This window comes from Rhizobium sp. WSM1274, assembly GCF_025200775.1.
GTDB classification, from domain to species: domain Bacteria; phylum Pseudomonadota; class Alphaproteobacteria; order Rhizobiales; family Rhizobiaceae; genus Rhizobium; species Rhizobium leguminosarum_I.
This window is the reverse complement of record NZ_CP104138.1, coordinates 203,086-225,400: the sequence shown is the minus strand read 5'-3', so window position 1 is coordinate 225,400 and position 22,315 is coordinate 203,086. Positions and strand designations below refer to the sequence as shown.

The window sequence follows — 22,315 nt, the reverse complement described above, 5'->3', positions numbered from 1 at the left end:
AGGCTAGCGGGGAACGGAGAGGGTGCGGCATATCCCCTTCGCCCCGTTTACGGGCTAGGGCATATACATATCTCGCAAAGCCCATCCATCGGCGACGGCTCGAAAGTATTTGAGGCCGTTGAAGAAGGTGATTGGGCCCGGCGGCTTGGCCGAGGCGTAGCCGTTCCAGCCGCCGAGCTTGGCGATGATCCAGGCGGCCCAAGCCAGCGAGGCCTTAGAGTGGGGATTGGACTGCAGCTTGGTTGTGCCCTTGAAACGGCTTTCGAGGGCGGCGAGGGTATCGATCTCGGCTGCCGTGAAGGTCAGGCTTGCCGGCTGGTGATCGCCGCCGCTGCGGGCTTGGACGAGCTGGAGGACGATTGCTGCGGCCTTGGCGGCGATGGCGACGAGCTTTTCCAGCCGTGCCGCCAGATGCAACTGGCTGTCCTCGATCTTGAAGCCTTGGTTCTTCATCACCCGAAAGAACTGCTCGATCATCCAGCGCTGCTTGTACCAGGCGACGATCTGCCAGGCATCGGCCGGGCTGCTGAGCCAATGGGTGGTCAGGAGCAGCCAGTGCAAGGGCTCGACACCGTCGGGGGCGGCCGGTTCAACGATCTCGACCCAGCTCAGCCTGACGCCATCGGGCAGGCCGGCCTCGCGCAGGTTTTGCGGCCGCCGGATCGTCGCTTCGCCGAAGCGCAGGCACACCGTCGCCTGCCGCGCCGGACGGTCGGCGCGCTCGCGCAGATCAATCGTCTGAGTATCGCAAAACGCCACCGTTTCGACCGCGCGGCGCAGTTTGGAACCGTCGATGAGCGCATGGTCATGCATGACGCGCGACAAAAGATCGAAGCGCCGATCGGGCAGGCGCGCCCACATGATGAAGAAGTCACCCTCCCGGTCGGCGATCGCCGTGACCCGGGCCGCACGCGAAAGCACCAGTTTGGCCGCCTCTGCCGTCTCCACCCAGCGCCGCGATTCCTTTTCGTTCAACGGCCGCTCGGCATGCGGCGTAAGCTCTTCGCTACCCCGCGTCCAGACCCGGCCGCCCACCAGGCCAAGGCAGCTGCCGGTGTCGGCATCGAGCGCCAGCATCGGATGCAGCAAAAGGCCAAAGCAATTGCCTTTTTTGATCTTGCCCAATTCCCGCCGGCTGTCCGGCGTCGTCGCAAACTTGATCTCGCTGGTGTCCTGCAGCGCCAGCACGTGGCGACCCTCAACCGCAGACCGGGTCTCCTGGCTCCAGCCGGCAATGATCTCTTCCACGCTCACCGCACTGTTGTTGAGAAAACGCCCGAACCGGATCTCCTGCGAATGGTTGCCCTCGGCCAACTGGCGAAGGCAAACCGTCTCGCGCAGCACAATGCGACGGAGCAGCACCGCCCCCCTTTATCGAGACGACGATCTCCAAACCGGCCCAACGAAAAATCATGCCCTACATCCATCGGCGACGCTCCCAAATCAAAACGTCGCCAAAACAATCATACGGCCCGCAGTAAAGGAATCCGACCCCCGCAAACCGAGTCAATCCGTCGCACCGACTTATGTATATGCCCTAGCGTTTACGGGGAGAAGGTGCCGGCAGGCGGATGAGGGGCTGGTGCCGGCTAGAAGGAAGTTCGCATTCGACTAAAAACCGGTTTTTAACATTTACGAGTTAGTAATCTCTCGGAAACGAGAGGTTTTGTCATGCGTACTCGTATCGTTCTGACGGCCGTGGGTCTCGCGCTGCTTGCCGGCTGCGCGACGGCGCCGAAGCAGACGAGGAACATCTGTGCCGTCTTCGACGAGCGCGACGGGCTCTTCTCCAGCTGGCAGAGCGCCGCCGAACGAACGGAGAAAAAGTACGGCGTGCCGGTGCCGATCCTGATGGCGACGATGTATACCGAATCCGGCTTCCAGCCCTATGCGCGGCCGCCGCGCACCAAGCTGTTCGGCTTCATTCCCTGGACCCGGCCGTCGACGGCCTACGGCTATTCGCAGGCGCTCGACGGGACCTGGGATCACTATCAGTCGCAGACCGGGAACTGGACGGCGCGGCGGGCGAACTTCGCCGACGCGATCGATTTCATCGGTTGGTATCATTACCAGAACAGCGTGGAGACCGGCATTCCGCTGAACGATGCCTATAATCTCTATCTCGCCTATTATTCCGGGCCGACGGGATACAAACGCGGCGACTGGCGCTCGAACGGGCAATTGCAGCAGACAGCGCAGAAGTTTGCGCGGATGGCCGGGACGTATCAGCGGCAACTGCAGGAGTGTGATTGAGTTTAGGTGGTGCCGTGCCAGCCCCCTCTGCCCTGCCGGGCATCTCCCCCACAGGTGGGGAGATTGGCTGGGCACACGGGCTTCCCCAAACAACGAACGTCCAGCACGGCGAAACGGTAGATGGGCAGGAAGTTCAAGCCACTAGTGATCTCCCCACCTGTGGGGGAGATGCCCGGCAGGGCAGAGGGGGCTGAAGCCCGCCGACCTGGAATATAAGGCGCTACCCCCTCAAATTCCCATACCGCACCGAATAAATCCGATCTCGCCCCAACAGATGCGCCACCAGCGAAGCCTTGTCGAACAGGCCCTTCATCGCCTGGTGCCCGAGATCCAGACCGCCGCTCATGACGCCGAAGGCCGGCATCAGCAGGCGGGCGCCGTCGGTGGCAAAGCAGGGGCGGCGGACGGATTTTTCGCGGCGGCGGACAGTCGCCGACGGGTGCAGGTGGCCGGCGATTTCGCCGCTCTGCAAGCCGTTCTTCGGCTCGTGCCGAAAGGTCAGGCCGGCATAATGCATCTCGTCGGCAGATGTGCCCGGCAGATCGACGATGCCATCCGGATCATGGTTGCCATTGATCCAGATCCATTCGCGACCGCGCGCCATCTCGACGATCAGGGCGCGAAAATTCTCCGGCAGGTGCTTGGAACCGATGCGGTCGTGGAAATTATCGCCGAGCGAGATGACGAGCTTCGGATCATAACGCGATATGACGGCGGCAAGGACGGTCAGCGTCGCCAGCGTATCGTAAGGCGGCAGCATCATGCCGCGGCGCGCAAAGGCTGCGCCCTTTTCCAGATGCAGGTCGGAGACGACGAGCAGGCCGGTATCCGGCAGATAGAGGGCGCCGAGCGGATCGCAGAAGGCGGCAATGCCATGGACCGATGTCTCGATGCCCGGCATCACGGTCAGTCCTGATATGTCGCGCGCCAGCGCCAGGCGGTTCATCACGGTCGTCATTCCCAAATCGTCGTCAGGCCTAAATCATCGGACCCTAATTCTCACCAGATCCAATTCTCGTTAAGCGAGTGCTTCGGCGATCAGATCGTCCGCCGCTTCGGCGAGCAACGTGTCATGGGCCTCGCCCGGCACCGCCTCGCGTCCGATTTCCAGCATCACCGGCACGGCGAGTGGGGAAATATGGTCGAGGGCGCGGTGGGTGATGTGGCCCCTGATTCGTCTCAGCATATCGCCAAGACGGCCAATGTCCAAAAGTCCCGTCGCCGCATCCTGTCGCGTCGCCTGCAGGAGGATGTGATCCGGCTCGTGGCTGCGCAGCACGTCGTAGATCAGATCGGCGGAGACGGTGATCTGGCGGCCGCTCTTTTCCTTGCCCGGATGGCGGCGCTCGATCAAGCCTGCAATCACGGCGCAATTGCGGAAGGTGCGCTTCAACAGGAAGGATTCGTCCAGCCAGGCTTCGAGATCGTCTCCGAGCATGTCCTCGTCGAAAAGGTCGGAGAGATTGAGCCGGCCATTGCCGATCATCAGCCCCATATCCTCGAGGCCCCAGATGGCTAGGGAATAGTCGGTGGCGACGAAACCGAGCGGCTTGGCGCCGATCCGCTCCAGCCTGCGGGTCAGCAGCATGCCGAGCGTCTGGTGGGCGAGACGGCCTTCGAAGGGATAGGCGACCATATAGCCGCGGCTGCCGCGCGGGAAGGTTTCGATCAGAAACTCGTCGCGCTTCGGCAGCATCGACTTGTCGTTCTGCAGCGACAACCAGTCGCGCACCTGATCCGGCAGGCGGCGCCAGCGATCGGGATCGGCGATCATCGCCCGCACCTGCTCGGCGAGATAAGTCGATAGCGGAAACTTGCCGCCATTATAGGAGGGGATCTTCGGATCGAGCGAGAAGGCCTGCGACGCCAAGCATTCGTTTCCGCGGATGCCTTCGAAGCGCAGCACCTTGCCGGAAAAGAGGAAAGTATCGCCGGGCGACAATTGCTCGAGGAAATATTCCTCGACCTTCCCCAACGTGGCGCCGCCGCGGCCGATCCTGCCGCCCTCACCGCGCTTGACCATGCGGATATTCAGCATCGGGCTTTCGACGATGGTGCCGAGGTTGAGGCGATATTGCTGGGCGACCGCCGGATTGGAGACGCGCCAGCGGCCCTCGGCGGTCTTGCGGATGCGGGCGTAACGCTCGTAGGTCCGGAGCGCATAACCGCCGGTCGCGACGAAATCGACGATGCGCTCGAAGGTCTCCCAGCTCAGATCGGCATAGGGAGAGGCGCTGATGATTTCATCGTAAAGTTCCAGCATGTCGAAGGGTTCGGCGCAGGCCATGCCGAGCACATGCTGGGCGAGCACGTCGAGCGCGCCGCGGCCGACCGGCGGGGTATCCTGCGCGCCGATATAATTGGCGTCGAGAGCGGCCTGGCACTCCATGACCTCGAAGCGGTTGGCCGGCACCAGGATCGCCTTCGACGGCTCGTCCATGCGGTGGTTGGCACGACCGATGCGCTGGGCAAGACGCGAGGCGCCCTTCGGCGCGCCGACATGGATGACGAGATCGACATCGCCCCAGTCGATGCCGAGATCGAGGGTGGAGGTGGCAACGACGGCGCGCAGCCGGTTTTCGGCCATCGCCGCCTCGACCTTGCGGCGCTGAGCGACATCGAGGGAGCCGTGATGAAGGGCGATCGGCAGGTTGTCGTCATTGATTGTCCAGAGTGCCTGGAAAAGCATTTCGGCCTGGCTGCGGGTGTTGACGAAGAGCAGCGTCGTGCGATGTTCGACGAGCTTGTTGTAGACATCCGGAATTGCATATCGGGCGGAATGGCCGGCCCAGGGAATGTGCTCTTCGGTCGACAGGATCGAGATATCGGGTTTGGCGCCGCCTTCGACGACGACGAGCCCGGCATGACGCTCGCCGCCCTCCTCCTGGCCGACCAGCCATTTCTGCAGATCCATGGGCTCGGCGACGGTCGCCGACAGGCCGATCGTCTGGAGACCGGGGGCAAGGCGGCGCAGGCGGGCAAGGCCGAGCGAAAGCATATGGCCTCGCTTGGAGGTGACCAGCGAATGCAGCTCGTCGAGGACAACATATTTAAGGTCTTTGAAGAAGCGCTCGGCCTCCCGGTTTGCCAGAAGCAGGGCGACCTGCTCCGGCGTGGTCAGCAGAATATCCGGCGGTTTGAGCTTCTGGCGCTGGCGCTTGGCATTCGGCGTGTCGCCGGTGCGGTTTTCTATCGTGACCGGCAGGCCCATCTCCGCAACCGGCTTCATCAGATTGCGCTCGATATCGATGGCAAGCGCCTTCAGCGGCGAGACATAGAGGGTGTGGATGCCGGTGAAGGCGGAGCCGGGCGGGATCTTGCCGCGGCGGGTGAGATCGGTGAGCGAGGGCAGGAAACCGGCAAGCGTCTTGCCGGCGCCTGTGGGCGCAATCAGCAGCGTGCTTTCGCCGGCCTCGGCGCGGGCGAGCAATTCCAGCTGATGGGCGCGCGGGCGCCAGCCCTTTTCCGCAAACCAGCAGGTAAAGGCGGCAGGCAGCAGGGCATGGGCTTCGGAATCGATCTGGTCCACGCCTGGAAGGTAGTGAAATGCGGGGGAAAAAGAAGAGCGATTGACAAAAGGAATAATCATGGATATTTTTTATCCATGAATTGAGGAGGCCACTTGATGAAGATGGGCGATGGGGTCGAGCAGGCCATTCACTGCGTTGCGATGCTTTCCGGCCTCTCCGAAGGCGGCGTGCTTTCGGCCGCCGCGCTGGCGGAATTCCACGGCGTTTCGACGAGCTACCTGCTGAAGCATCTGCAGGCGCTGTCGGGCGCCGGTATCCTCGATACCGTGCCGGGGCCGAAGGGCGGATATCGGCTGGCGAAGGCGGCGAAGGAAATTTCGCTGCTCGACATCGTGATCGCGGTCGAAGGGCCGGCGCCCGCCTTCCGCTGCGCCGAAATCCGCCAGCGCGGACCGAACCCGGTCTCCGATCGCTTCTTTGCCTCGCCCTGCAACATCAGCGCCGCGATGCTCAGAGCCGAACGGGTCTATCGGGCCGAACTTGCCAAGACGAGCATTGCCGATCTCGGCATCGAGCTGAATGCTCTCGACGACGGATCGATCGCAGCTAGAGGCTGCGCTTTCCTTGAAATCCACGAACGCAAGAAGGCTCGTTGAGCCACCAACAAAGGAGAAAGACTATGCAACCGCGTTTCAACTTCGCCAAAGCCGCTCCCGATGCCTACAAGGCTGTCGCCGCGCTCGAGCAATATGTCCAGTCCTCCGGGCTGGAGCGCCGCTTCATCCACCTGATCAAGCTGCGCGCTTCGCAGATCAATGGCTGCGCCTATTGCGTCGACATGCATGTGAAGGAAGCCCGCCATGATGGGCTGAGCGAACAATGGATCAACCTGATGTGCGTGTGGCGGGAATCGCCGGTCTATGACGCCCGCGAACGGGCGCTGCTCGGCTGGGTTGACGCAGTGACCAATATCGCCAAAACAGGCGCGCCTGATGCCGACTACGAGACGCTGAAGGCGCATTTTTCCGAAGAGGAAATGACAAAGATTACGGTGGCGATCGGCGCCATCAACATCTGGAACCGGCTTGCCGTCGGCTTCCGCTCACAGCATCCGATTGATGCGGTAACGAAGGCCGCCTGATCGATATCAGCTTACAGGGAATTCATCCTGGCAACCGACCCGAAAATCTCGGGTCGGTCGAATATCGGATCACTCGTGATCCCGAGTGACGCGTACGGCAACGGCGTCAAACCGATTGCCCGAGAGGTCCATGCTGTTGAATATGTCTCGGACGACTTTCGCAATTTCTTCTGCGGAAGCGCCCTTGGCGCGTTCTTTCTGCATACGGCGTCTCACAAGCTTTTCCAAATCTGACATAGTTCACCTCATCAAATCCGGCGCGAGCAGAGTTTGGCGCCGAGACCAATCACAGGCAAGTTACGTTTTGTTTAGAATGGCTTACCGATTTGTAACGTTAGAGCATGTCGCGCAAAAGTGTGCGGCGGTTTTGCGACAACGACATGCTAAAGCTAAAGCGCGATGTAACGGTCGGCGCGGTGGTTGATGGCGACGAAGAGGTTGAGGACGACGGTGCCGAGCACCGAATAGAAGACGACAGGCGGCGTGGTGACGAAGAAGGCGGCGGCGAGCACGCACATGTCGATCGCGAGCTGGACGAGGCCGGCGCGGATGCCGAAACGCTCCTGCAGGTAGATGCCGAGAATGCCGACACCGCCAAGGCTGGCGCGGTGGCGATAAAGCGCCAGCAGGCCGAAGCCCAGCAGCAGGCCGCCGAGAAGGGCCGCCCAGGCCGGATGAATGTTCGAAATGGACAGGAAGCGCGACTGCACACCGGCAAGCACCGAGGTCACGCCGATGGCGATGAAGGTCTTGATGGTGAAGGCCATGCCGAGGCGCTTCCAGGAGAGATAGAAGAATGGCAGGTTGAGCAGGAAGAAGGCGAGGCCGAAATTGACGCCGAAGGCATAATGCAGGAGGAAAGCCACGCCGGCCGTGCTGCCAGTGAGGAGGCCGGCGCTGGCGAGCACGTAGAGGCCGAGAGCGGCGACGAGACTGCCGGAGAATATGCCCTGCACGTCTTCGATCGGGGTGTGGCGCGTCGCAGTCGTATTCCAGAAGCCAAGGGCATTGATGAGCTGTGTCATGTCGCCAGTCTCCACGCCAGACGAGTTGAAGAACGCGCTTGGGAAGGCCCGAGCGCGACGGAATTTGGGATTATGAAAGGAGCCCGAGCGCCGCGGCGTTAATTGCCGGGCTCTCTGCCGATGCGGTGCAGTATCGGGTTTTTCGGTCGCTCGATCAAGCGAAATAGGTAAGCAATGCTGACCTATTAAAAAATCGCAAGAAGTGTTCGCTCACGCGGGCTTCTGCGCAAGGAACAGAATGCCGGAAACGGGTTTTCCGCCATCTTTGCGAATGACCGACTTGTCAATCTTGAGGATTTGGAAGCCGTGACGGGCAAGAAGCATCCTGACATAGCTTTCCGAATGGGCGTAGCGCAGCGACGGGGCGAGATGAAAGCCCTCGCCGTCCCCTGCATCCTCGACGGAAAAGGCGATATCGGCGCCTGGTGCAGCGAGCTCTCCAACGATGGCAAAGACGCTTTCGAGATTGCCGAGATACATCAGCACATCGGCTGCCGTCACCAGGTCGGCGCGATGGCGCGCGGCATCCACGAAGAGGCCGGAAAGATCGGACGCAAGCGAGAGATCGGCCTGGGCGAGACTGTCATAGACCCGTTTCTCGCCGGCCTTCGCCAGCATGTTCTGCGAAAGATCGAAGCCTTCGAGGCGACCGGCACGGCTACGGATCTCCGGACCGAGCAGGCCTGTGCCGCAGCCGAGATCGACGGCCAGTTCGTAGCGCCTGCCGGTGGAGGCGATGAGCGCGGCCAGTTGCTGCGGGACGTTGTAGTCGAGTTTATCGACAAGTGCTGATTCGAACCGGTCGGCATAGTCGTCGAAGAGGCGCTCGACATAGCGGCTCGGCGGCAGGTCGGGCGTGGCCGCATCGCCGAGAAGGGCGAGCTTGAGGGCGGCGCCGAAAATGTCTTCAGGATCGAGGGCAAGCGTCCTGCGATAGGCCTCGATCGCGGCTTCACCCCTGCCCGCCTTTTCCAGATAGGTGGCCAGGCGATACCAGCCAGCCGCCCAGGCGGGCACGAGTTCGATGGCCTGCTCCATCAGCTCGGCAGCCGCTTCCGGCTCGCTGCCTTCCTCGAGCATCCTGGCATAATCGGCGCGGCGGTCGGCAATGACATCGCCGGAGGAAAGCTGGTGGGGCTGCATCAATGGACCTTATTGGCTACAGCATCCTTTGCGCGTCTTTTCAGAGACGCAAAGAATGCTGTAGCTCTTTGTTTTATGCATGTCGTTTTCCCGGAACCGCTGCACACTTCCGGGCGACATGCACCGGCCCGCATTTGGCGGCGGCCACAAAAAAACTCAAGTCCTATTTCAGAGGCGGAGGCGGCCAATTCCGGAAAGGACTTGCGGGCAACGCGCCGCGACCTTATTCCAAGGGCAAACAGGAGATGGCTTATGTCCGATCAGGCGAACAGGTTCCTCGGCGATTCAATCGGCCGCACATTGATAAAGCTTATCGTGGTGTCGCTGATCGTCGGTTTCGTCATGACCGTCTTTGGCCTGACGCCATGGGGCATCATCTACGGTATACGCGATTTCATCCTGGAGATCTGGTATCGGGGCTTCTCGGCCCTCGGGCGCGTTGGCGACTATCTCATCCTCGGCGCAACGATTGTCATCCCGCTCTTCATCATCCTTCGTCTTTTCAACTACCGCCGGTAACATGACATCCATCGATCTTTCCAGACGCAGCCTGTTGCGCCTTTCCGGACTTGCGCTCGCCGCCGGCATCGCCGGCTGCACCACGACCCCGCGAATCGCTGGGACGCCTTCCGACGGCGAGGACGAGACGGCGAGCGTGCTGCCGCTCGTCAACCAGCTCAGGGCCAAAAACGGCCTGCCGCCGCTTACCGTCGATCCGGCGGCGAGCACTGCAGCCTTGTTCCAGGCGAAACGCATGGCGAGCGCCGGCAAGATGGCGCATCTGATGGGCATGACCGACAGCTTCGGTGCGCGCGTCAAGGCGAGCGGCGTGCGGCTGCCGGCGGCTGAGAATATCGCCGCCGGCCAGCAAAGCGTCGATGCCGTGTTGACGGCCTGGATCAACTCGCCACATCACCTGGAAAACATGCTCGGTCGTTATGACGGTCTTGGCGTTGCCGTCGCCCATAATACATCTTCCAGGAACCTGCCCTATTGGGCCATGGTGCTTTCCAGCTGAGGTGATTCCGCCTGCAGCAGTTCAAGTGATGCAGCGTCTGTTGCGCGTCTGAAACGACGCGTGGCGCTGCCGCGACGAGGCCGGCATGGATACACGCAGCAATCACAACGCGCTTGCGTTCGACGTGACGCACCGGCTGGTGCTGTCGATCGCCATTCCGATGACGCTGGGGTTCATGACGACGCCGCTGCTCGGGCTGACGAACACCGCCGTCGTCGGCCGCATGGGCAATGCGGAGGCGCTGGCAGGGCTGGCGATCGGCGCGATGCTCTTCGATCTGATCCTCGGCAGCTTCAACTTCCTGCGCGCGTCGACGACCGGGCTGACGGCGCAGGCCTATGGCCGGCGCGACCAGCACGGGCAGCAGGCAGTGTTCTCCCGGGCGATAATTTCGGCGCTCGGCTGTGGACTGGCGCTGCTCGGTCTTTCGCCGCTGCTGATGGCGGCGGGGTTGAGGCTGATGGGGGCGGAAGGCGCGATCGCCGAGGCGACCAGCACCTATTTTTCGATCCGCATGCTGGCAGCACCGGCGGCGCTGGCGAATTATGCCATCCTGGGGTTCGTGCTCGGGCGCGGACAGGGCAATATCGGACTGCTGCTGCAGGCTGTTATCAACGGCATCAACATCCTGCTTTCCATCTATCTTGGCCTGACGCTCGACTGGGGCGTGGCGGGGGTTGCCTGGGGCACGATGGCCGGCGAAACGGTCGGCGCGCTCGCCGGGCTAGCCATTGTGCTGCGAGGCTTCGGCAAGGCAGCGCGGCCGGCATGGGCGGAGATCTTTTCCCGGCACCGGCTGGCCGAGCTTTTCGCGCTCAACCGCGACATCCTGATCCGCACCTTCGTGCTGATCGGCGCCTTCACCATCATGACGCGGATCGGCACCAGCTTCGGCGCGGTGACGCTTGCCGCCAATGCCGTGGTGATGAATTTCTTTCTGCTGTCGGGCTATTATCTCGACGGGCTTGCCAATGCCGCCGAACAGATCATCGGCCGGGCGATCGGCGCGCATTACCGGCCGGCCTTCGACCGTGGGCTGAAGCTCACGATCTTGTGGTCCTTCGGGCTGGCGGCTGTTGGCTCCGCCTTCTTCTTCCTCGCCGGTCCCTGGCTGATCTCGGTGCTGACGACCTCACCGGAGGTGCGGCAGGCGGCTGAAATCTATCTGCCCTGGGCGGCGGTGACGGGACTGACCGGAGCGCTCGCCTTCCTGATGGACGGGGTCTTCATCGGCGCCACGTGGTCGGTCGACATGCGCAACCGGATGCTGATCTCTTTTGCCGGCTATCTCGTGATGCTCGCGGTCTTCGTGCCGCTCTTCGGCAACCACGGCCTGTGGCTGGCGATGAACGCCTTCCTGCTCTTCCGCGGGTTCTTCCTGGCGACGCTGGTGAAGCGGCGGGCCGATCAGACCTTTCGCGCCGCCCAATAATCCAGCCGGGTGTCGCGCAAGTCGCGGATCGAGGCGGCCTTCTCGCGGTCCAGGAGTTTCGAGAGGCCGCGGACGATATCGCCGGCCAAGCCGGGGCCTTCATACACCATGCAGGAGTAGAGCTGGACCAGATCGGCACCCGCCCTGATCTTCTCGAGCGCGGTTTCGGCCGAGGAGACGCCGCCGACGCCGATGATCGGCAGATCAGGGCCGACACGCTTGCGCATCCTGGCGAGCACCGCCGTCGACTTTTCGAACAGCGGTACGCCGGAAAGGCCGCCCGCCTCCTTCGCCTGGCGCTGATCCTTGAGGCCGTCGCGCGACAGCGTGGTGTTGGAAACGATCAGGCCATCCAGCGCATGCGAGAGCGCCTCGGCAGCGATATCGTCCATACCTTCCTCGGTCAGATCAGGGGCGATCTTCAGAAAGACCGGGATCTTCCGGCCGGAAGTCGCTGCCATCTCGTCGCGCGCCGCAAGCACTGATGATAACAGCACCGCCAAGCTTTCGCGCCCCTGCAGGTCGCGCAGGCCGGGCGTGTTCGGCGATGAGATGTTGGCGGTGAAATAGCGCGCGACGGAATAAAAACGGCGGATGCCGGCGACATAGTCGGCGATGCGGTCCTCGCTATCCTTGTTGGCGCCGATGTTGACGCCGATCATGCCACCGCCCCCTAGCGCGGCGAGGCGCCCGAAGGCGGCATCATGGCCTTCATTGTTGAAGCCGAGACGGTTGATGACGCCTTCATCCTCCACCAGGCGGAAGATGCGCGGCCGCGGATTGCCGGATTGCGGCTTCGGCGTCACCGTGCCGATCTCGGTAAAGCCGAAACCGAGCTTCAACAGCGCCTCCGGCACTTCGGCATTCTTGTCGTAGCCGGCGGCCATGCCGAGCGGATTTTCGAAGGTAAGGCCAGCAACGGTCTGGCGCAGGCGCGGATCGGGCGTCAGCTGGCAAGCGGGCACGAGGCCGGATTTCAAGGCGGCGATCGACATGCCGTGCGCCGTTTCCGGATCGAACAGGAAGAGACCCTTGCGGGCGAGACGCTTGAGGGGATCGATCATGACTGCAGCTCCGGAAAGACATGGGCCCCAGCTTCGTCGAGCGGCAGCGGCGCCTCCCAGAGCACGGCGGCCAGCGGCAGATCGGCGTAGAGATGCGGGAAGAGATCGCCGCCGCGCGAGGGTTCGAAGACCAGCTTGTCACCGAGGCCGCTGCCATCGACGGCAATCAGCAGCAGGCCGGACTGGCCGGCAAAATGCAAGGCGGCAGTTTGCTTCACCTGCTCCGCTGTCGAGAAATGGATGAAGCCATCCTTGAGATCAATGCCGGCGCCATGAAAAGTGCCGGTTTGTCTGGCTTGCTGCCAGAGCGTTTCCGTCACGATCTTGTAAAGGGTCGGTGTCAGGGTCATCATGGCCTCACGATAGGCTGTTCCTTGGTCACGAGGGCTTTGCAGGAAAGAGGCGGCGATGTCCACGCCCCGGCGCCGAAAAACGGGACCGCCACTGGCAAAATCCGGAGGATAAGAAGATGAAGGCATTCGTTATCACGCTTGGCGTTTTTCTGATGCCATTGGCGGCCGCGGCCGTCGAAACCGATGCGGGCCGCTTCCAGCTGGAGAAGAGCGGTGACCATTTCGTCCGGCTCGACCGGCAGACCGGGGCCATGTCGATCTGCCAGGACAAGGACGGCGCCCTCGTCTGCCGGATGGCCGCCGACGAGCGGGCGGCCTATGAGGACGAACTCGACCGGCTGTCAAAGCGGGTGACGGCACTCGAACAGGGCGGTGTGATCCAGCGTGCGCTGCCGAGCGATGCCGAGGTCGACCGTTCGATCAGCATCATGGAGCGGATGATGAAGAGTTTCATGGGGATGGTGAAGGAGTTCCAGGCCGAGGAAAACACCAATCCCCTTCCGCAGAAGACCTGATCTGATATAGTCGGTATGAGCAAGCCGGCATGCAACGCGGAGGGATGGCGTCGCATGCAAGGCATGATCGGGCTCTTGGGAGGGAGTTTTCGATGCAGGAACACACCATCATCATTGCGGACGATCACCCGCTTTTCCGTGACGCGCTGCGCCAGGCGGTGATCGGCATGGAAGGCCGGCAATCGATCGTCGAGGCCGGCGATTTCGCCGCCGCGCGCCGGGCCGCCGGCGCCCATGCGGATGCCGACCTGATGCTACTCGACCTCGCCATGCCCGGGGTCAGCGGCTTTTCCGGCCTGATGGCGCTGCGCTCCGAATTCGCCAGCCTGCCGATCGTCATCGTGTCGGCGACCGACGACGCGACGACCATCCGCCGGGCGCTGGAACTCGGTGCTTCTGGCTTCATTTCGAAATCCTCCGGCATCGACGACATCCGCCGCAGCATCCAGACGGTGCTTGCCGGCGACATTGCCACGCCCGAGAGCTATCGCGACGGCCAAGAGCAAGATCCCGATGTCGCCGACCTGATCCACCGCCTGCGTACGCTGACGCCGCAGCAGAGCCGGGTGCTGACCATGCTCGGCGAAGGGCTGCTGAACAAGCAGATCGCCTACGAACTCGGCGTCTCCGAGGCGACCATCAAGGCGCATGTCTCGGCGATCCTGTTGAAACTCGATGTCGACAGCCGGACGCAGGCGGTCATCCAGCTCGGCAAGATCAATATGGCGATGGTCGCCTGAGCGATACATTTCCCTTTGGAAACAGGATTTTATTCCTCTTTCATCTTTACTCAGGCGGCACGGTCGATTAATATTCCGCCGGGTTGAAGCGCGGCGTTGAATGAGCCGCGACGGAATCGCGCATGCTGTCACACAACCAGATCTGGGAAGCGCTCGACAGGCTTGCCGAACGGCACGAGCTGACGCCATCCGGACTTGCGCGGCGCGCGGGGCTCGACCCGACCTCCTTCAACAAATCGAAACGCCTTTCCGCCGATGGACGGCTGCGCTGGCCCTCGACGGAATCGATCGCCAAGGTGCTCGACGCCACAGGCGCGAGCATGGAGCAGTTTCTGGCCTTCATGCGGCCGGACGGTGCTTTCGGACGGCAGGAAGGCGCATTTCCCCAGCGAGGCAACTCCATTCCGCTGCTCGGCTTCGCTCAAGCCGGCGCCGGCGGCTTCTTCGACGATGGCGGCTTTCCAGCCGGCCAGGGCTGGGACGTGGTGGAATTTCCGGCAGCCCCGGCACGGAAGGCCGGTGTCTATGCGCTGGAGGTGCAGGGCGAAAGCATGATGCCGCTCTACCGCGACGGCGACGTGCTGATCGTCGAACCGGGGGCACAGGTGCGCCGCAACGACCGCGTCGTCGTGCGCACAAACGAGGGCGAGGTGATGGCCAAGGTGCTGCTGCGCCAGAGCCCGCGGTCGATCGAGTTGATGTCGCTCAATCCCGAACATCCCAACCGCACCTTCGAGCTTTCCGACGTCGACTGGATCGCCCGCATCATCTGGGCCAGTCAATAGGAAGATATTCCATGCGCCCTGCCGCCTTCATCACAGGTATCACCGGGATGCTAGTGGTGGTCGGCCTGCTGATGGCGGGCGAAGCAAGGCTTGGCGGCGGCACTGCCGGCGACGCAAGGGCGTCCGCAGAGGCGACCGCGACCGCACCGGCGGATGCGGCCCCCGAAGCCGGCGAACCCGCGGCGATGTCGGACGAGCGTGCCGAAATGATTGCTCGCTCAGCAGAACCGGCCGCCCCACCCGCTTCGAGACCAAGCGAAAGCGCGGCAGCCAAATCCGCCGATGTCACTCAGCAAGCGCAGACCGCCACCCAGCAAGCGGCAAGTCCTGCCGCGAAAAAGGCGATGGAGCTGGCGCGGCCGGCGGTCGACAATGCAGGCATGCTTTCCTTTGGCGAGCGCAGGCTTCAGCTTGCCGGCATCGTGCCGACGCCGGTCGATAGGATATGCGGACCGGTGGGCCGGCAGTGGCCCTGCGGCATGATGGCGAAAACGGCGCTGCGCCTGCTGTTGCGCAATCGCAGCATCACCTGCGATCTCGACACCGTGGAATGGAAGGAAACACTAACGGCTGCCTGCCGGCTCGGCGCAGAGGATCTCGGCGCATGGCTCGCCGAAAACGGCTGGGCGGAAGCCGCAGTGGGTTCGCCGCTTGCGGCTGCCGCCGAAAAGGCCAGGCAGGCAGGAAAAGGCCTTTACGGCGACGATCCACGCCGCAAATAAACCGGCAGCCTTGGCAAGCGTTCGGACAGCCCGGATCGGGCCGATCCCTTGTAATGGCTGTCGCCAGTTCCTAATCTGGGCTGATCGAAAAAGGAATCAGAGATGAACAAGCCGCTTTCTGCTCATGACGCGCTGATCTACGTGATGGTGATGGCATCCGCCGTCGACAGCACGATGAACGACAGGGAGTTGGAGAGGATCGGCCAACTGATCGGATTCCTGCCTGTTTTCCAGGATTTCGATGACCACAAGCTGATTGCGGTGGCGCGCGACTGCGCCGCGCTGCTCGCCGGGCCGGAAGGTCTCGACGTCGTGCTCGAAACCGTGCGCGACACGCTGCCCGCGAAACTCTACGACACGGCCTATGCGCTGGCCGTTGAGGTGGCATCCGCCGATCTCTCGGTCAAGGCGGAGGAGTTGCGTCTGCTCAGCCTGCTGCGCGACCGGCTCGGTCTCGACAAGCTCACCTGCGCGGCGATCGAGCGGAGCGCCATTGCCCGGTTCCGCAAGGGCTGAGCGTGAGCAATTTGGACTGCGGCTTCAATAGAGCCCGTAGGGAAAGTAGCGCAGATAGATTTCCTGGAGGCGGCCGTTGCGCGACAGAGTGGCGAGCGCGTGATCGATGGCGGATGTCAGCACGCTGTCCTTCTGCCGCAGCATGATCGTCATGCCCTCGCCGAGGAAATGCTCGGAGAGATAAGGGCCGTCGAACAGCGCGCAGCATTTGGCTGAGGCCGGCGAGGAGACCCAGAAGGAAAGCTGCAGCGCGTCGGCAAAGGCGGCATCGACCTTGCGGTCCTTGAGCGCCGCAAGCAGGGCGTCCTTCGTATCGAACGGCTCGGCCTTGAGCGTCGGGAAAAAGGCCGCCAGCATCGCCTCATGCACCGTCCCCCTGACGACGCCGACCGGATGGCTGGAAAGCGCGGCAGCGGTCTTTCCGTCGAGCGGCACGGCGAGATTGCGCACGAAGCGCGCCGGCAACATCAGATAAGGCCTGGAGAAGACGAATTGCCGCCGCAACTCCGGGGTCACGGCAAGACCGGCGATGATGGCATCGCCCTGTGAGGCGGCGAGCGCATCCTTGAGGTCGGCAAAGGGGAGCGCCTGGATCTGGCACTTGTCTGAAATCTCCAACTCGCTGCAGATTTCGCGGGCGAGGTCGACATTGAAGCCGGAGAGCTTGCCGTTCTGATCGGTGAAATTGAAGGGCGGGAAATCGACCGAGGTCAGGAAGCGCAATCGCACCAGCGAGGAGAGATCGGGCCTGGCAAGACGTTCGCGTGCATCGAAGAGCAGCGGCAGCGAGGGCGCCGCCTGCTGGGCCAATGCGGCAAAACTTGAAAAAAGCGGGCCGAGAAACAGCCCGAGCGCGAAAAAACCCTTCAGAGTCAGGGATGCCAGCTTTGATTGCATCATCGTGATTGTGGTCTCTGGGTTAAGCGCGAAGCATTGCGGCGTCGGCGAGATTATCAGAGTCATGCGTGGTGGGGAATATGCGTGGGAGGAGGGGGAGCGGATGGGGGTTGCCATGCATAGGAAGCCTTCATGCGCCATCCCCGCCCAGGAGTCGACGAGAGCAGCCCCTCATCCGGCTGCCGCCACCTTCTCCCCGCGGGCGCTAGGGCATATACATAAGTCGGTGCGACGGATTGACTCGGTTTGCGGGGGTCGGATTCCTTTACTGCGGGCCGTATGATTGTTTTGGCGACGTTTTGATTTGGGAGCGTCGCCGATGGATGTAGGGCATGATTTTTCGTTGGGCCGGTTTGGAGATCGTCGTCTCGATAAAGGGGGGCGGTGCTGCTCCGTCGCATTGTGCTGCGCGAGACGGTTTGCCTTCGCCAGTTGGCCGAGGGCAACCATTCGCAGGAGATCCGGTTCGGGCGTTTTCTCAACAACAGTGCGGTGAGCGTGGAAGAGATCATTGCCGGCTGGAGCCAGGAGACCCGGTCTGCGGTTGAGGGTCGCCACGTGCTGGCGCTGCAGGACACCAGCGAGATCAAGTTTGCGACGACGCCGGACAGCCGGCGGGAATTGGGCAAGATCAAAAAAGGCAATTGCTTTGGCCTTTTGCTGCATCCGATGCTGGCGCTCGATGCCGACACCGGCAGCTGCCTTGGCCTGGTGGGCGGCCGGGTCTGGACGCGGGGTAGCGAAGAGCTTACGCCGCATGCCGAGCGGCCGTTGAACGAAAAGGAATCGCGGCGCTGGGTGGAGACGGCAGAGGCGGCCAAACTGGTGCTTTCGCGTGCGGCCCGGGTCACGGCGATCGCCGACCGGGAGGGTGACTTCTTCATCATGTGGGCGCGCCTGCCCGATCGGCGCTTCGATCTTTTGTCGCGCGTCATGCATGACCATGCGCTCATCGACGGTTCCAAACTGCGCCGCGCGGTCGAAACGGTGGCGTTTTGCGATACTCAGACGATTGATCTGCGCGAGCGCGCCGACCGTCCGGCGCGGCAGGCGACGGTGTGCCTGCGCTTCGGCGAAGCGACGATCCGGCGGCCGCAAAACCTGCGCGAGGCCGGCCTGCCCGATGGCGTCAGGCTGAGCTGGGTCGAGATCGTTGAACCGGCCGCCCCCGACGGTGTCGAGCCCTTGCACTGGCTGCTCCTGACCACCCATTGGCTCAGCAGCCCGGCCGATGCCTGGCAGATCGTCGCCTGGTACAAGCAGCGCTGGATGATCGAGCAGTTCTTTCGGGTGATGAAGAACCAAGGCTTCAAGATCGAGGACAGCCAGTTGCATCTGGCGGCACGGCTGGAAAAGCTCGTCGCCATCGCCGCCAAGGCCGCAGCAATCGTCCTCCAGCTCGTCCAAGCCCGCAGCGGCGGCGATCACCAGCCGGCAAGCCTGACCTTCACGGCAGCCGAGATCGATACCCTCGCCGCCCTCGAAAGCCGTTTCAAGGGCACAACCAAGCTGCAGTCCAATCCCCACTCTAAGGCCTCGCTGGCTTGGGCCGCCTGGATCATCGCCAAGCTCGGCGGCTGGAACGGCTACGCCTCGGCCAAGCCGCCGGGCCCAATCACCTTCTTCAACGGCCTCAAATACTTTCGAGCCGTCGCCGATGGATGGGCTTTGCGAGATATGTATATGCCCTAGCCCGTAAACGGGGCGAAGGGGATATGCCGCACCCTCTCCGTTCCCCGCTAGCCTCTCGCAGGGCACGTCCCCTCTCCCCGTTAGAACGGGGAGAGGGTTAGGGTGAGGGGCAGCCATAGCGCGGACTGGACAGCCCTGGCGCAAGTCCCGAGACGACAATTCAGCCCCTAAAAATCACAGTCATCCGCCGCCCACTGTTAGCGCGGAATTAAAGAATATCGCCTCTTATTTGTTGCGACGACATCGGACCCCGCCAGCCGATCGCATGATGCAAGCGTCAGCCCAACCTAATCCCTAAACCGCGATATTGAAGCAGCGTTTTTTCTGCAACAATTGATTTCACATCACCGGGCGCGCGAGCACGCCCAGCCAATCGGGTGACATTTCCATGCTGAAGCATCTGAAAATCCGGACAAAAATCATATCGGTCGTGGCGCTCATGGGGCTGATCACGATGGCCGGGCTGGTCTACGTCATCGCCGAGTTCCGCCATGCGGACGCCGCCTACAGCGCCTTCATTGATCATGAGGCGCAGGCTTCGATGCTGAGCGCGCGCGCCAGCGCATCGGTGGTGGCCTCGGTGCTGCAGGTCACCCTGCTTGCCGACATAAAGCCCGATACGCCGGAATTCCAGACGGCGCTCGCCACACCGAGCAAGCTGCCGCAGGCGCGTGACCGCATGAAACAGGCGCTGGCGCTGGTGCCCAGCCGCAAGCCGGCGATCGATGAAATCCAGGCGGGCATCGATGAGATCGAAACGCTGGCGACCAAGATCATCGAACAGAGCAAAGCCAAGGACGGCGCCGGCGCCCAGGCGAATGTTGCCCTGATCAACGCCAAGCTCAATGCACTGACGCCGAAGATGATCGCCAACAATGATGCGATGATGGCGATGCTCACCGATGGCGGCGACGCGCTCTCGGCTTCCGTCAACGAACAGATCGTCTTCTGTCTCGTGCTGATCGGCATCGCCGTTCTCGCCGCCGTCGGCTTCAGCGTGGTCGTCGCCCAGACGGGCATCGCCGGCCCGATGACGCAGCTGCGTCAGCGCATGACGCGGCTCGCCGAGGGCGATACGACAAGCGATGTCAGCGGCCTCGACCGCGGCGACGAAGTCGGCCAGATGGCAAAGGCCGTTTCGGTCTTCCGCGACAATGCGATCGAGCGTGCCCGGATCGAAGCACGCGCCGAAACAGACCGCGACGTCAGCGACAGCGAGCGCCGCGACCGCGAGGCGCAGAAGGCCCGCGAAGCAGCCGAACTCGACCGCGCCGTCACCGCCCTCGGCGACGGCCTGCGCCGCCTTGCCGCCGGCGATCTCGCCTCGCATATCGCCGAACCCTTCGTCGCCCATCTCGATGCGCTGCGTGAGGATTTCAACAACTCGGTCGAGAAGCTCAACGAAACCCTGCATACGGTCGGCGCCAATGCCCGGGCGATCGGCGCCGGCGCCAATGAAATCCGTTCTTCCGCAGACCAGCTTTCCCAGCGGACCGAACAGCAATCGGCCTCCGTCGAAGAGACGGCAGCGGCGCTGGAGGAGATCACCACGACGGTGCGCGACGCCGCCAAGCGGGCCGAAGAGGCGAGCCAGCTCGTCGCCCGTACCCGCCTCGGCGCCGAAAAGTCAGGCGAGGTCGTCCGCAAGGCCGTCTCCGCCATGCAGCAGATCGAGAAGTCCTCTGGCGAAATCTCCAACATCATCGGCGTCATCGACGACATCGCCTTCCAGACCAACCTGCTCGCTCTGAACGCCGGCGTTGAAGCCGCCCGCGCCGGCGATGCCGGCAAGGGCTTTGCGGTCGTCGCCCAGGAAGTGCGCGAGCTCGCCCAGCGCTCGGCGAAGGCCGCCAAGGAGATCAAGGCGCTGATCAGCACCTCCGGCACGCATGTGCAGACCGGCGTCTCGCTGGTCGGCGAAACCGGCAAGGCGCTCGACGCGATCGTCCAGGAGGTGCAGGAGATCAACCAGCACGTCCATGCGATCGCCGAAGCCTCCCGCGAACAATCGATCGGCCTGCAGGAGATCAACACTGCCGTCAACACCATGGACCAGGGCACGCAGCAGAATGCGGCGATGGTCGAAGAATCCACCGCCGCCAGCCATAACCTGGCAACCGAAGCGGCAGCGCTCAACAACCTGCTCGGCCAATTCAGGCTGACCGGCACCGGCGGCTTCACCACGAGCGCGCCCATCGCCACAGCGGCACCACGCGCTGCCGCCCGCCCGGCAGCCAGGGCAGCCCCGATCCGCGTCGCCCGCGAAGGTGCTGCTCGCCCGGCCGCCTCACCGGCCCGCGCGCTCGGCCAGAAAATCGCCAACGCCTTCGGCGCCGGTGGCAGCAAGTCGCCGAGCCAGGATCCCGACTGGACGGAATTCTGAGCCGACCTCGGCACGAGGCACGGCTGTCCGGTTCGCGGCGATGGCTCACCCAGCCTGCGAGAGGTCGGCAAGGAATGGAGAGCTCGCGGCGTACCCTCTTCTCCCCTCGGGGAGAAGGTGCCGGCAGGCGGATGAGGGGGCCACACGGCACATCCTTCACGTAAAATCTATTCCGGTACTCCGGCGGCAACGCCAGTTCCCAGCGCCCTGAATACGGTCGAGACGAGGTCATCGCGGCCGAAACCTGCATGGGCTTTGTTGAATAGACCGGCTTCGCCGGCCCCCTCATCCGCCCTACGGGCACCTTCTCCCCGCTGGGGAGAAGAGGGAATCGAGACGTTGCGGCATACCCCTTCGCCCCGTATACGGGGAGAAGGTGGCGGCAGCCGGATGAGGGGCGGACGGCGGCGGCCGCCCTTTCCTTTTGGGGTGTCGTCTAACCCGGCCGCCAGCCGATTTCGACGAGGATGTTTCCGGGCGCCGTGCAATAAAACAGCCAGCCGCCGCGCATGGCGGCCGGCGGACCGGACAGGTCAGCACCGGCAGCCACGAGCCCGGCATGGACCGCATCGACATCCGCCCTTTCGGGCAGGATGAAGCCGATGTGATAGGTCTGGCGCCCCACCTCCACCTGATCGGCGGTGCCGAATTTTGCGATTGCGTGGCTGAGGACGATTTCGAGGCCGGCATCGTCTTCGAGGATCGCCAGGCCGTTCCGGCCGCGCATATCCTTCAGTCTCAGGCCGAAATGGCGGATGAAAAAATCCGCGGTGGCAGCGATATCGGGTACGTGGAAGTCGAGGTGGTTCAGGTGCATGACAGTCTCCATTCGAAAAATCCCGGGACTGCCTTCTGCCGTCTCCGCACGCCGCCGGGATCCCGCATCTTCATGCGGATCACGTCGCGGGTTCTCGTGCCATGGCACGGAGCAGAGCTTCGCCAGAGCGCTTAACGCTCCAATGGAAGGGATCGGGCTTACCTCAACCGATCCTGCCTTTTTCGACGATGCCGATCTAGCAGACGGCACCGGTTTCGGCAATGGATGGGTCGGCGCGACTGGTGGAACGGGATTTTCACCCTCATATCAGCAGGTGGATGTCGTCCCGCCAGCCGCTCGATCACGGCGTCCCCGGCGACGCCCGAAGGATTGAAGCATGGCATGGGCA

Annotated in this window: 22 protein-coding genes; 13 read left to right on the top strand and 9 right to left on the bottom strand. The window is 63.0% G+C overall.

The features are described 5' to 3' along the window. Nucleotides 1–54: 54 nt before the first annotated feature. On the bottom strand, nt 55–1,362 hold the full coding sequence (locus tag N2600_RS01130) for an IS4 family transposase (RefSeq protein WP_017963437.1): 1,308 nt from the start codon (nt 1,360–1,362) through the stop codon (nt 55–57). Between the two features lie 309 nt (nt 1,363–1,671). On the opposite strand from N2600_RS01130, the gene N2600_RS01125 reads away from it, so the two are divergent. After that, complete coding sequence (locus N2600_RS01125; protein WP_003545252.1) at nt 1,672–2,253, top strand: transglycosylase SLT domain-containing protein; 582 nt, start codon at nt 1,672–1,674, stop codon at nt 2,251–2,253. A 220-nt stretch (nt 2,254–2,473) separates the two neighbouring features. Here the strand turns inward: N2600_RS01125 and pdeM are convergent, their stop codons facing one another. Next, on the bottom strand, nt 2,474–3,199 hold the full coding sequence (gene pdeM, locus N2600_RS01120; protein ID WP_311202883.1) for a ligase-associated DNA damage response endonuclease PdeM: 726 nt from the start codon (nt 3,197–3,199) through the stop codon (nt 2,474–2,476). Between the two features lie 72 nt (nt 3,200–3,271). After that, entirely contained in the window at nt 3,272–5,782 is a 2,511-nt protein-coding gene (locus N2600_RS01115; protein WP_260298865.1) for a ligase-associated DNA damage response DEXH box helicase, read from the bottom strand. A 96-nt stretch (nt 5,783–5,878) separates the two neighbouring features. Between N2600_RS01115 and N2600_RS01110 the strand changes: the two genes are divergently transcribed. Both N2600_RS01110 and N2600_RS01105 read left to right on the top strand, forming a co-directional pair. Continuing rightward, nucleotides 5,879–6,379, top strand: a complete 501-nt coding sequence (locus N2600_RS01110) for an RrF2 family transcriptional regulator (RefSeq protein WP_260297732.1) — start codon at nt 5,879–5,881, stop codon at nt 6,377–6,379. A 23-nt stretch (nt 6,380–6,402) separates the two neighbouring features. After that, a complete protein-coding gene (locus tag N2600_RS01105; protein WP_088390120.1) occupies nt 6,403–6,864 on the top strand; it encodes a carboxymuconolactone decarboxylase family protein in 462 nt (153 codons plus the stop codon). Between the two features lie 389 nt (nt 6,865–7,253). Here N2600_RS01105 and N2600_RS01100 read toward each other — a convergent pair whose 3' ends face one another. Both N2600_RS01100 and N2600_RS01095 read right to left on the bottom strand, forming a co-directional pair. After that, nucleotides 7,254–7,889 carry a YitT family protein gene (locus tag N2600_RS01100; protein WP_260297731.1) on the bottom strand — a complete coding sequence of 212 codons (636 nt, stop codon included), beginning with the start codon at nt 7,887–7,889 and terminating at the stop codon, nt 7,254–7,256. A 210-nt stretch (nt 7,890–8,099) separates the two neighbouring features. Then, entirely contained in the window at nt 8,100–9,032 is a 933-nt protein-coding gene (locus N2600_RS01095; RefSeq protein WP_260297730.1) for a class I SAM-dependent DNA methyltransferase, read from the bottom strand. A gap of 252 nt (nt 9,033–9,284) precedes the next feature. Here N2600_RS01095 and N2600_RS01090 point away from each other — a divergent pair, with 252 nt between their 5' ends. The 3 genes from N2600_RS01090 (at nt 9,285) to N2600_RS01080 (ending at nt 11,482) form a co-directional block, all read left to right on the top strand. Then, complete coding sequence (locus tag N2600_RS01090; protein ID WP_170263436.1) at nt 9,285–9,551, top strand: DUF6460 domain-containing protein; 267 nt, start codon at nt 9,285–9,287, stop codon at nt 9,549–9,551. Nucleotide 9,552: 1 nt separating this feature from the next. After that, on the top strand, nt 9,553–10,050 hold the full coding sequence (locus tag N2600_RS01085) for a CAP domain-containing protein (RefSeq protein ID WP_260297729.1): 498 nt from the start codon (nt 9,553–9,555) through the stop codon (nt 10,048–10,050). Between the two features lie 85 nt (nt 10,051–10,135). Beyond that, nucleotides 10,136–11,482, top strand: coding sequence for an MATE family efflux transporter (locus tag N2600_RS01080; RefSeq protein WP_260297728.1), 1,347 nt, complete (start codon nt 10,136–10,138; stop codon nt 11,480–11,482). On the opposite strand, the gene N2600_RS01075 is transcribed toward N2600_RS01080, so the two are convergent. Both N2600_RS01075 and N2600_RS01070 read right to left on the bottom strand, forming a co-directional pair. Further along, the gene (locus N2600_RS01075; RefSeq protein ID WP_017966897.1) at nt 11,458–12,546 is read right to left on the bottom strand and encodes a quinone-dependent dihydroorotate dehydrogenase; all 1,089 of its coding nucleotides are present in this window, start codon (nt 12,544–12,546) and stop codon (nt 11,458–11,460) included. The genes N2600_RS01080 and N2600_RS01075 overlap by 25 nt on opposite strands. Then, the gene (locus N2600_RS01070) at nt 12,543–12,896 is read right to left on the bottom strand and encodes a DUF952 domain-containing protein (RefSeq protein ID WP_222296416.1); all 354 of its coding nucleotides are present in this window, start codon (nt 12,894–12,896) and stop codon (nt 12,543–12,545) included. The genes N2600_RS01075 and N2600_RS01070 overlap by 4 nt, the downstream gene beginning before the upstream one ends. A gap of 119 nt (nt 12,897–13,015) precedes the next feature. Here N2600_RS01070 and N2600_RS01065 point away from each other — a divergent pair, with 119 nt between their 5' ends. From N2600_RS01065 to N2600_RS01045, 5 genes are all read left to right on the top strand, one after another. Next, nucleotides 13,016–13,414 carry a hypothetical protein gene (locus tag N2600_RS01065; protein ID WP_017966895.1) on the top strand — a complete coding sequence of 133 codons (399 nt, stop codon included), beginning with the start codon at nt 13,016–13,018 and terminating at the stop codon, nt 13,412–13,414. A 92-nt stretch (nt 13,415–13,506) separates the two neighbouring features. Further along, complete coding sequence (locus N2600_RS01060; protein WP_260297727.1) at nt 13,507–14,154, top strand: response regulator; 648 nt, start codon at nt 13,507–13,509, stop codon at nt 14,152–14,154. A 122-nt stretch (nt 14,155–14,276) separates the two neighbouring features. Next, complete coding sequence (locus tag N2600_RS01055) at nt 14,277–14,939, top strand: S24 family peptidase (RefSeq protein WP_170279293.1); 663 nt, start codon at nt 14,277–14,279, stop codon at nt 14,937–14,939. A gap of 11 nt (nt 14,940–14,950) precedes the next feature. Further along, a complete protein-coding gene (locus tag N2600_RS01050; protein ID WP_260297726.1) occupies nt 14,951–15,661 on the top strand; it encodes a thermonuclease family protein in 711 nt (236 codons plus the stop codon). Between the two features lie 102 nt (nt 15,662–15,763). Then, nucleotides 15,764–16,177 (top strand): tellurite resistance TerB family protein, encoded by a 414-nt coding sequence (locus N2600_RS01045; RefSeq protein ID WP_260297725.1) that lies wholly within the window; start codon nt 15,764–15,766, stop codon nt 16,175–16,177. Between the two features lie 24 nt (nt 16,178–16,201). Here N2600_RS01045 and N2600_RS01040 read toward each other — a convergent pair whose 3' ends face one another. Next, nucleotides 16,202–17,077, bottom strand: a complete 876-nt coding sequence (locus N2600_RS01040; protein WP_170256369.1) for a transporter substrate-binding domain-containing protein — start codon at nt 17,075–17,077, stop codon at nt 16,202–16,204. A gap of 381 nt (nt 17,078–17,458) precedes the next feature. On the opposite strand from N2600_RS01040, the gene N2600_RS01035 reads away from it, so the two are divergent. Continuing rightward, the gene (locus N2600_RS01035; RefSeq protein WP_017963437.1) at nt 17,459–18,766 is read left to right on the top strand and encodes an IS4 family transposase; all 1,308 of its coding nucleotides are present in this window, start codon (nt 17,459–17,461) and stop codon (nt 18,764–18,766) included. 388 nt (nt 18,767–19,154) lie between these two features. Beyond that, nucleotides 19,155–21,149, top strand: a complete 1,995-nt coding sequence (locus tag N2600_RS01030) for a methyl-accepting chemotaxis protein (protein WP_260297724.1) — start codon at nt 19,155–19,157, stop codon at nt 21,147–21,149. Between the two features lie 436 nt (nt 21,150–21,585). On the opposite strand, the gene N2600_RS01025 is transcribed toward N2600_RS01030, so the two are convergent. Beyond that, nucleotides 21,586–21,966, bottom strand: coding sequence for a VOC family protein (locus tag N2600_RS01025; protein ID WP_260297722.1), 381 nt, complete (start codon nt 21,964–21,966; stop codon nt 21,586–21,588). Between the last annotated feature and the right edge of the window lie 349 nt (nt 21,967–22,315).